At 45.7% G+C, this 9932-nt stretch carries 10 protein-coding genes; 1 reads left to right on the forward strand and 9 read right to left on the reverse strand.

Going from position 1 to position 9932, the window contains the following annotated elements:
- From PKO02S_RS30535 to PKO02S_RS30565, 7 genes are all read right to left on the reverse strand, one after another.
- The coding region (locus tag PKO02S_RS30535; RefSeq protein ID WP_164821788.1) for a zinc-dependent alcohol dehydrogenase at positions 1 to 665 on the reverse strand (665 nt) is incomplete at its 3' end.
- 10 nt (positions 666 to 675) lie between these two features.
- Positions 676 to 879 carry an enolase C-terminal domain-like protein gene (locus tag PKO02S_RS30540; protein ID WP_218033972.1) on the reverse strand — a complete coding sequence of 68 codons (204 nt, stop codon included), beginning with the start codon at positions 877 to 879 and terminating at the stop codon, positions 676 to 678.
- Positions 880 to 1016: 137 nt separating this feature from the next.
- Complete coding sequence (locus PKO02S_RS30545; protein WP_127588823.1) at positions 1017 to 1904, reverse strand: carbohydrate ABC transporter permease; 888 nt, start codon at positions 1902 to 1904, stop codon at positions 1017 to 1019.
- A gap of 15 nt (positions 1905 to 1919) precedes the next feature.
- Entirely contained in the window at positions 1920 to 2879 is a 960-nt protein-coding gene (locus PKO02S_RS30550) for an ABC transporter permease (RefSeq protein WP_246067647.1), read from the reverse strand.
- Between the two features lie 235 nt (positions 2880 to 3114).
- Complete coding sequence (locus PKO02S_RS30555; RefSeq protein ID WP_127588825.1) at positions 3115 to 3354, reverse strand: hypothetical protein; 240 nt, start codon at positions 3352 to 3354, stop codon at positions 3115 to 3117.
- Positions 3355 to 3452: 98 nt separating this feature from the next.
- Entirely contained in the window at positions 3453 to 3809 is a 357-nt protein-coding gene (locus PKO02S_RS30560; protein ID WP_127588827.1) for a Rieske (2Fe-2S) protein, read from the reverse strand.
- Positions 3806 to 4957 carry an amidohydrolase family protein gene (locus tag PKO02S_RS30565; protein WP_127588829.1) on the reverse strand — a complete coding sequence of 384 codons (1152 nt, stop codon included), beginning with the start codon at positions 4955 to 4957 and terminating at the stop codon, positions 3806 to 3808. Before PKO02S_RS30565 ends, PKO02S_RS30560 begins: the two co-directional genes overlap by 4 nt.
- Before the next feature lie 157 nt (positions 4958 to 5114).
- Between PKO02S_RS30565 and PKO02S_RS30570 the strand changes: the two genes are divergently transcribed.
- On the forward strand, positions 5115 to 5930 hold the full coding sequence (locus PKO02S_RS30570; RefSeq protein ID WP_127588831.1) for an AraC family transcriptional regulator: 816 nt from the start codon (positions 5115 to 5117) through the stop codon (positions 5928 to 5930).
- 2 nt (positions 5931 to 5932) lie between these two features.
- On the opposite strand, the gene PKO02S_RS30575 is transcribed toward PKO02S_RS30570, so the two are convergent.
- On the reverse strand, positions 5933 to 7654 hold the full coding sequence (locus PKO02S_RS30575) for a polysaccharide deacetylase family protein (RefSeq protein WP_127588833.1): 1722 nt from the start codon (positions 7652 to 7654) through the stop codon (positions 5933 to 5935).
- 87 nt (positions 7655 to 7741) lie between these two features.
- Positions 7742 to 9331 carry a type 2 periplasmic-binding domain-containing protein gene (locus PKO02S_RS30580; RefSeq protein ID WP_127588835.1) on the reverse strand — a complete coding sequence of 530 codons (1590 nt, stop codon included), beginning with the start codon at positions 9329 to 9331 and terminating at the stop codon, positions 7742 to 7744.
- Positions 9332 to 9932: the final 601 nt, after the last annotated feature.

Raw genomic sequence — 9932 nt, forward strand, 5'->3', positions numbered from 1 at the left:
ATTATATCAATCTCCTCGTCGCCGTAAGCCGGTATACCCCCTATTTCTTTGACAATACCTAGTCTATCAATGTTCAGATCTGCAACCACTATGTTGTGCAATCCAAGCTTTCTGGCAGCGACCAGTGTGAACAGACCTATAGGTCCCGCTCCAAGAATCAGTAAGCGTTCATCCGGTTTCAAATGAAGGAGTTTGCATAAATGGACGGCGCAAGCAAATGGCTCTGTAAGAGCCGCTTGATCGAGACTGACAGAATCGGGTAACAGATAGATGTTACTCTCCGCTACAACAACATATTCTGCGAATGCACCCGGTTTATGGGCACCAAGCAGCTGGCGACACTGACATAGCTGATCGTTACCTACCAAACAAAAATCGCATTCACCACATGTCTCCAGCGGATTCACGACAACCCGATCACCTGGAAGAAACTTCTTCGCTGCCCTCCCCGTGCGAGCGATCGTTCCACTAAATTCATGACCCATCACAAGCGGCGGAACACGAAGCGAATTATGGCCCAAATAGCCGCTCAATTCTGAACCGCAAATCCCGGCCTTATCTACACGGATCAACACTTCGTCATGGCCAGGCTCAGGAACCGGGAGATGCCTTATATTCATTGTTTGCGGTCCTTCATAGACAAGCGCTTTCATCAGTGTTGGCATGGGACATCTCCTATTGAACTCGATAACGGTTAAGAACCGTCTCGTTGATTTCTATACCAAGACCCGGACGATCGATCGGTACCGTCACGTAGCCGTCTTTGAATTCGATTTCACGGCTTACCAAATCACGCGCCAGCGGAGAATCAGATACTGTATATTCGATCATAAAGCCGTTCGGAATGGCCGCTGCAAAATGAGTACTTGCTGCAACCAAAATACCTTTCTGTCCTGTTAGTAGTGGATACTAAACCAGTCCATAAAGAGTTATCGAACGATCCTAGGGTGTGACCCTTTTACAGGATTTCTTCATACTAACTTCGTCATGTTACATGCTCCAAGTCTGTATCTCTATTAACCTTTGATCGAACCGATGAGCATCCCTTTCACAAAATATTTTTGCAAGAACGGATAAATGATAAGAATCGGAATGATCGCTACGACGACTGTCGCCATCTTGACCGTCTCAGGCGGCAGCTGCTGCATGTCTTGGCTCGTCACGTTCAGCTCCTGGCTGACGCTCGGCGAAATAATCATATTCCGCAAGACGACCTGAATCGGCATCATATCTTTGTCGGTCAAGTACATGACCCCTGCGAAGTATGCGTTCCAGTGACCGACGCCGTAGAACAATCCAAGCGTTGCGATAATCGGCATCGAGAGCGGAAGGACGATTCTCAAGAGCGTCTGCATGTCACTGCAGCCGTCGACCTTGGCCGCTTCCTCAATCTCCGCCGGCAAGTTCTCGAAATACGTTTTCATGATCAGCATGTTGAACGACGATACGAGCCCCGGAATAACAAGCGCCCAGATCGTATTCAGCATGTGCGTGGCGCGAACGACCAAGTACAGCGGGATCAGACCGCCGGAGAACAGCATCGTGAAGACGATGCCCATCAATACATAGTTGCGGCCCGGCAAAAATTTCTTCGAGAGCGGGTAAGCGAGCAGCATCGTGACCAAGACGTTCAGGAACGTTCCGACTGTGGTTACGAGAATCGTAATTTTCAGCGCGTTCGGTACGCGGTCGCTGGAGAAAATGAACTTATACGCTTCAAGCGTAATTTTCTCTGGAATGACTACGAACCCGCCGTGCTTCAACACTTCCGTAATGGGAGTGATGGACATGACGACTACGTAATAAAGAGGGAACAACGTTGCCAATCCGAACATAACCATGGATGTATATAAGATAAAGTCGACGACGCGATCCGATTTCGTTTTTTGCAATAAGAATGACATGGTTTTTCTCCTTCTCTACCAGATTCCCGAGCCGCCGAGTTTTTTGGCTACCTTGTTCGCAGTGATGACCAGGACGAAGCCAATGACCGACTTGAAGAATCCGACAGCCGAAGCGACGCTGAAGTCCAGCTGCTCGATACCTCGTCGGAAGACCCATGTATCGATGATATCCCCGACGTCGTACACCCTCGCATTGAGGAAGATGTAAATCTGCTCGAATCCGGCGTCCAGAATGTGGCCGATCCGGAGAATGAGGAGCAGGACGAATACTTCGCGAATGCCCGGCAGCGTAATGTGCCAGATTTGCCTCCATCGGCCCGCGCCGTCCACAACCGCCGCCTCATACAGCTCTTGGTTGATCGTAGCGAGGGCGGCCAAATAGATGATCGCGCCGAAGCCTGTGTTCTTCCAGATATCCGTCAATATTATGAGCGGTCGGAACCAATCCTTGTCCGTCAACAGATTGAGCGTATCGCCCGTATGGTCTCTCCACCAAGTGGAGATCAAGCCCGCATCGGGAGCGAGGAACGAGAACGTTAAACCATAAACGATGATCCAGGAAAGGAAGTAAGGACCGTATGTTACCGTTTGCACAGCTTGCTTGAACCATTTCACGCGAATTTCGTTGAGAATGAGGGCGAGCAGCACGTCCGGAAGCATATTGAACAAAATCCGGTACACACTAATGACCAATGTATTGCGAATCAATTTCAGGAAGTCCGGCGAGTCGAACATGACCTTGAAGTTGTCGAAGCCGACCCAATCGCTTCCCCAAATCCCCTTAACCAGGTTATACTTCTTGAACGCGATCATGAGACCGCCCATCGGGATGTAGTGGAATACGATGTAATATAAAATTCCGGGTACCATCATCAGATAAAGCCAGCGATAACGGATGAGCTGCTTCCAAAGCGCAACTCCTTCTTTGTGGGGAGTCTTTGGGTATGTCATCGTATCCGCTGCAGTACTATACATGCTCACTGGTATTACTCCTCCGTATGAATTACTATTTATCTTGGTTTGCACTGCTCAATGTCCACTCTCAAGCCTCCATGTAAACCCTTGTCCAGAATTAATACCTGTTATTTCAATTCCGATTCATTTCGTACAGTTTCTGATTCGGAGCTCCAGGACACACCTACCACCAAGAAGAATGTTTGTTTGACGAACTCCTTCTACATTAAACACCGTTATCACTTCTGCCAGAAGTCTACTTCGTTTCGTACATGGTCACGTAGCTGTCGAGATAGTAGCTCTCTCCCCAGGCTAGCGAACCGCCATTCGCGTTCTCGGAGACACCTCTTCCGAAATTCACGTTCTGGTCCGAGTATAAAAAAAGGTCTGTGCTTGTATCTTGTGCTCCAGCAGCCGTTGGCAACAGGCCGGTGGTTAGCGCGAAGAGGAATGTAAGAGGCAGAAGACGTTTTGGATGAAAGCGATTCCGATTCATGAAACTATCATTCTCCTTTATACGATAATTTAAAGGCAGTTTCACTTAAGCGGAAAGAGGGCATACGCCCTCCCGGAATTAATCCTAACTATTCGGCATTATTTTGGTAGAATTACAAACAAGTCCTCACCGTCGATTTCCACTGGGTATCCCCTTAATTTCGTCTTCGAATCGACCAATAATTCTCCATTTTTCAAGTCAAACTCCCAGCCATGCCAGGGGCAACGCAAAATCTGGTCTTCCATTCCAAATTTGTACTCGTATACAAGGGAAGGAAGTCGCGTTCCACAAACAGGGCCCTTGCATATAGAGGCACCCTGGTGAGGACAATAGTTGCTCCATGCATACCAACTTCCCTGTACATTGTATAAACCGAACTCGATACCTTCTATTTTGAAAATCTTGCTTTTCGATTCCTGTATCTCGGTTGTTTTTCCGACCCAGTGCCTACTCATTCATCTTCTCCCCAAGCATTTAAGGGAGAATACTTCGACTCACTGGCGATTTTTTCGGCCAGATCGACGGAAATGTCGTCCTTTCTTTCGGGTCTCGTATCAAGTCCGTACAATTCTGCTGCGTTTCCCGCCAAAATACGCTGTTTCATTTCTTTCGGCATTCGTGGAAGTGCCATTCGTGGATTATCATTATCCCAGTGCGGATAGTCCGATGAGAACAATAGCGTTTTATCAGCCTCAATCATGTGCAAAATCTGCAATAAATGCTCCGGATTATTCGGTTCTTCAATAGGCTGTGTCGTCAGTCTGATGTGGTCTTTGATGTATTCGGATGGAAAACGTTTTAGCCACGGAGTAGATTCACGTAGAGCCTTATAGTTTTTATCCATTCTCCACATTAGGTGCGGCAACCAAGAAATCCCTCCTTCGATCGCCACGAATTTCAGTTTGGAAAATTTCTCGAACACCCCTTCACATACAAGGCTGTTCACATGTGTCATATAGTTGGTTGGCAAAATATTATGCCATTCCATATACCGGGTAGGGTATCCTGATGGCGTTGGCGCTCCTGAGATTCCCTTACCCTCTGTGCCTGGGTGGATAGCTACGGGCAAGCCACATTCTTGTGCAGCGTCGTAGATTGGATGATAAAAGCGCTGTCCATATGGCATTCGCGCAGCGCTCGCCATAAGCACTTGGACCATATTAGGGTTGGAAGCATGTCGTCGGATTTCTGCTGCCGCCGCAGTTGGATCAGATGCGTTTACGAAGATGGAGCCCTTGAATCGCGGGCTGACATTTAGCCACGAGTCGATCATTAGTTCATTACATGCGGCAGCAAGTACATTTCCATAATCAGGATCCGGATCCAGGGAGAGACCTAACACACCGGAGCCAGTGAGAATGGCATAGTCGATTCCGTACCGATCCATATGATCGCTGATTAGAAACTGAGGGTCACTGCCTGGAGCCCCACCTTTATCCGGAACCGCGTCTTTGCGGTTCGTACCTATAGATGAATAGTACTGCGCGCCATAGGGCAACCCAACAGCGCGATACCGATCATGCCACGCCTTTGATAAATACGGCAGCAAAGAGCCTAGTTGGTTATGAACATCTGCATCAATTAGGGTAGGTGAGTCATTCATTGGTTATGATTCCTCCTAAGTGTAAATTTTAATGATGTTTACTCACGACACCGCTATTATAGCGTTGACTAGGATTGCTATACCATGAAGTTTCCTCTATTATATTTGTACAATCTTCTACTGAATGGGTAGTAAAAAATAATGGAGGAATAAGACGATGAATCCATCTTTTGCTGTTGCTGATTATGATTTTACTATTACTACCCTGGAATATGTCGTTGAAGTGCAGTCGAAGAAGCCTACCGAAGTACATCAATCAAAAACACCGGCAATAAAGAATGAATATGTGCTCTCCCTTACTACCCAAGGATCTACAAATTATTATATATCCGACCAGCAATATAGCATCTCTAAGGGGGATATACTGTTTTTTCCACGATACTTGCCCCGCAGCAGAGTAATGAATGAATTGGATCAGTGGAGACATATCGTAGTGGTGTTCCATCTTCAGTTTGGGAGCGAGTCGGATCATGCCTTGCTTGATAATTTGAATCATGTATTCAAAAATTTAGATCAAACTCGGTTCGCTTTCTTGTTTCAAGAGCTCCTGCAGGCTTGGGGAGAAAAACAAACGGGATATTTGATCCGCTGTCGCAGCCGCATAATGGAAATCATGCATTTATTAATTATCGATTCCATAGATCACAAAACATCTCACCTTCGAATGGTTGAAACGCTGATCGGACTGATGTATGCTAATGAACACAAATTTTACTCAATCGAGGAGTTGAGCCGTGAAATCGGCATCAGCCCGTCCTATTTGTGCCTGATTTTTAAGAAAACAACAGGTAAAACGGCTATTCAATATCAAAACCAAATCAAGATTGGCAAAGCATGCGATTTATTACGAAGTGGGGAATACAATATAACAGAAGCAGCTGAGCGCTTAGGCTTTAAAGATATTTATTACTTTAGTAGATTGTTCAAGAAAATCATGGGAACAACCCCTTCCACTATAATGAGGAAAATCTAGGGTTAGAATGAGGCAACCTGCTTCCTGCAGACAACACCAAATCTACACTCCGTATGAGTCGTGTACATGTCCTGATTGTCTGTTAAAGGAATCCATATTACAAACTCTGGATGTAGCGTATGGATAGATGTGCTCCTAAACTCTACTTCACCGGAAGTGTTCAATCCCGTGATATAAATGTTACGCCTAGCTCGTTCCCAATCATTAATTTCCTTACCAGTCATAAAAGTAAATCCGTATTCGTTGGCAGTATGAATCACTTTGCGCAGTGTTTCTCTTATGCCAGGTTGATTGTGAACATGGAACTGATGAAATAAGAAATGAGCAACTCCCTTAACTCTTCTCGCCTCCTCAAGTAAGCAGGCAAGAACACTGTCTTTCGCAAGCATAGCATGATCTTGATGGTCCTGAATTAAGAAGCCCATCTCAAGTACATTGTAGAAGCGATTCTCCTCGTCTGAATAAGCTATCGGGAAGTAGGGGTGACACGTTCCGAACAGATAACCTACATTCCCCTTTTTACTAGGTCCTCGGGTCTGATCAGCTTCAACCCCATGTCGCTCACACCACTGGAATAATTCGCCCCACCCTTCAAAACGAGTGTAGTGGTTCTTGTTAGAAGTGCATTGCTCCAACCCAGTGACCTTCTTCAGCCAATTTATTTGACGTGCAAATTCCTGTTCGCCCCACTTGCCATTCTGATCCTCCATTGCGTTATAATGGAGGGCCAACTCATGACCATCTGCAATCACCTGCTCATAAATGTATGGACTGTAGCCCGGTTCTAACATACACCAGGTACTGCGCACATTGTACTCCTTCAAGACGGCAAGCGTCGTGACAGCAGCATCATCGATGTTTCGATCGCTGTCGTGAGAGATCATCGCTACTTGCTCAATTCCGTCCGGCCAATATCCCACGAATGGCAAAGTTAGTCCGAGCTTAGTAGTTTCCTTCAATAAATGCCCGATGAAAGCTTCTTTCCACAGGTCGGAATATGGATATGGAAAATAGGCTGCTCCCGTTCCAACCTTAACCCGATCCATGTCCCAATCTAATTCGAAGCTGTCATCGGCTTTTAGAAACATGTCATCTATGGCAGCAGTTCCATCCGGAGCAGGGAACCCATCCTGGGTGACCGGCTTTGTGCCTTGCTGTAGCCCTACCCATGTGGCAGGCAGGTTTACAGCCCAGCGATGGAGGATTCCGCGACCAACAGGGAAGCATTGCATCGCAGCACCTAATACTTTTTCTTCCGACAATGGACTTGATTTAAGCATGCCGAGAGACGCTGTAATAGGAGGATTGTCTGAATCTAACATGCGGTTATCATTCCATATCGTTGCTTCAATATAACGTAGCGGTCGCGAGTCTCCTAGAGTATTCGGCAGCATAGCGTAACCAGGACCCGTTGTTGAATGAATCACGCAGCCCAATCGGTTGGCAAAGCAGTTTAACCCGGCGAACGAAATTAACAAACCGCCGCCTTCAGCATAGTCCCATAGGATTTCTTGTCCAGATGGATCTGTTGATGAAGGCTCAAGTGCGATAATAACGACATCGCACGAGTAAATCTCCTCCGCTGAATGCAGCAGGCGGAACGGAATTCCTGCGTGCTCCAGAACTTCAACAATAAATTTTTCAAACACATTTTCACCTTTAACCCAGCGCGCTTGAGCTGCTTTGTTGTCGCATAATACACCTACATTTGCTAATCTACTCATACCGGATCTCCTCTCGTGAAATGGACAGAAACGATTCTTAAAATGAAGACTCCCCAAAAAAAGCAGAGAGTCTTCGTTTATAATGATCTATTTGCCCAAGCCTGCTGCCTTAATTTGCGCATCATAGGCTTCGAAGAGTGCATTGCCGTTATACTTTGTCATCAATTCTTCACGATATGCAGGCCAGTTCTTGCCTGACTTATCATCAAAGATGGCTTTTGCTTGTAATTCGCGTTGGCGTTTACGGAAAGTAGCCAAGTCAAAACCAGTTGGCGGTAGCAAACTAGTTCCTAAATATGGAGCTGATGGAATAGCTGCTATTGTTTTTGCAATTTCACGGTCACGATCGGTTTCCTTCGCATTAATGACAGTCAAGCCAAATACCGCTGGTGTTGCCGGTGTGAAGAAATCCCAGATCGTCAAGAAATCGCCTTTCTCTACGATTTCCTTTTGGAAGGTCTCAAGATTAAGGGTTATCGTTTTGCCACTCTTAGTGTAATGCCTATTTTCCACTCCATAATGAGATAGGAGGAATCCTTCTTCGCTTGCCAGCCAATCCAATATTTCTACTATACGAGTAACTTTCTCAGGGGATTTCTCGACGATGTTCTTATGGAATAGGATAGGCGATCCAGGAGCTACACCAGTTGCAATAGGTTGATTGCCAAATGGCGTGAATGGAACCCAATTTGCTTTTGGAAATAATGCTTTCGTTTTTGATTGTAAACTCTGAGGATTGGAGTCGTAAGCAAAATCTTGCGTTGCGCCCATGATTACGCCAACTTTTCCTTGTGCTGCTCTGTCGATATGTTGAGGAGATTTGTTCAGGAACCAATCCGGATCAACTAGACCTTCAGCAACGACCTTAGAAATATCATTTAATGCTTGCTCAACACGCGGATCCGTTTGCATATCTATGAACTTTCCGTTTTGAAGGGTGGTAGCGTAAACAAGTCCTGCCTTCCAATATTCAGGCCATTCAAGCCCAATTCCATCGCCACCAGGTGCCGTAGTAAACCCATAGGTATCTTTCTTGCCATTTCCGTCTGGATCATTGAACGTAAACGCTTTCAAGACATTTAAATATTCATCGTAGGTTTTTGGGATTTGCAGGTTGAGTTGATCTAACCAATCTTTGCGAATATACCAAGTACGGTACAATTCTTTACTGTACGGTGTAGGTGCACGGAATACTTTGCCTTGAAATTGATACCTCTGAAACGTAGTATCGTCAACCCAGTATTTGAAATAGTTAGGCATTTTGCTTGGATTGATAAAATTTCCTATCTCGCCCAAGACGCCATCCAAAGCATATTTTTGTCCGCCATCTCCGTTTACATCTCGCCACATATCAGGTGGTTCATTAGCGGCCAGATGAGCATTTAGCTTGTTAACATAATCTTGGCCTGCTGGCATGTATTCTACTGTTAACTTTACATTGAATTTCTCTTCAATCGTTTTCTTTACGAAGTCGTCAGCAACTGCTGGGAGCCTGGCATTGACAGGACCTTCTATCATGATTCGAAGATTAAGCTCTTCCTTTAGAGATGCAGCTGTTCCTTCGGTTATGGAAGGTGTTTGTGTAACTGTAGAGTCTGTACCCTTGTTTGAGCCACAAGCACTGAGCACAACAGTGGTGAATGTTAGAACAGTAAACACTATTAAGTTTTTTTTCATCTTGCTAAAATCACCCCTTTAAAAATTTGCGAATTTTTGATTTGCCCCTATTGGATGCATCTGTATTATATCGTTGCTTAAGTTTGCCCTTCCATGAATAATCCTTTAATTTTTTTGTACAATCTTCTAATGAAGGCTTTCCGTTAATTCTGCTATCCCTTCTTTTCTGAATTTTACCGGCAACGGGCAAATGTGAAGGAATAGTTAACACATTATGAGGAAAATGCTGCACGCGGTAGACGTGAATTTGCTCGAGCTTGGACGGCACGATATTCTCCTGCACATAAACATGGTAGGGTAAGCCAGCTCTCGCTGCATAAGCGGCGATCGAAGCTGGCGGCGGCTTCGCTTTATTTATGGGCTCTTCCCAGAAAAGCGTGTTCCGCTACAACGTGCACGAATAACGTTGTCTCGGACAAGCTTCCGGAGTGGCAAAGCAACGCTGGATTGATGAACTGGCTTAAAAACCTGGGGAGATGAACCACAAATAATGAGAAGTTCATTTGCAGAGCTTGCTGCTACACGGCGACCTTTGCAAGATGACTTCTCATTATGCCGGACTTCTCATTACCCTTATTGGACTAAACCGCTGCCGCGGTGG

This window comes from Paenibacillus koleovorans NBRC 103111 (assembly GCF_004000845.1).
GTDB classification, from domain to species: domain Bacteria; phylum Bacillota; class Bacilli; order Paenibacillales; family NBRC-103111; genus Paenibacillus_AA; species Paenibacillus_AA koleovorans.

Coding starts and splice junctions, on each gene's coding strand:
- PKO02S_RS30545 (WP_127588823.1), bottom strand. CDS start 1,904: ATGTCATTCTTATTGCAAAAAACGAAATCGGATCGCGTCGTCGACTTT.
- PKO02S_RS30550 (WP_246067647.1), bottom strand. CDS start 2,879: ATGTATAGTACTGCAGCGGATACGATGACATACCCAAAGACTCCCCAC.
- PKO02S_RS30555 (WP_127588825.1), bottom strand. CDS start 3,354: ATGAATCGGAATCGCTTTCATCCAAAACGTCTTCTGCCTCTTACATTC.
- PKO02S_RS30560 (WP_127588827.1), bottom strand. CDS start 3,809: ATGAGTAGGCACTGGGTCGGAAAAACAACCGAGATACAGGAATCGAAA.
- PKO02S_RS30565 (WP_127588829.1), bottom strand. CDS start 4,957: ATGAATGACTCACCTACCCTAATTGATGCAGATGTTCATAACCAACTA.
- PKO02S_RS30570 (WP_127588831.1), top strand. CDS start 5,115: ATGAATCCATCTTTTGCTGTTGCTGATTATGATTTTACTATTACTACC.
- PKO02S_RS30575 (WP_127588833.1), bottom strand. CDS start 7,654: ATGAGTAGATTAGCAAATGTAGGTGTATTATGCGACAACAAAGCAGCT.
- PKO02S_RS30580 (WP_127588835.1), bottom strand. CDS start 9,331: ATGAAAAAAAACTTAATAGTGTTTACTGTTCTAACATTCACCACTGTT.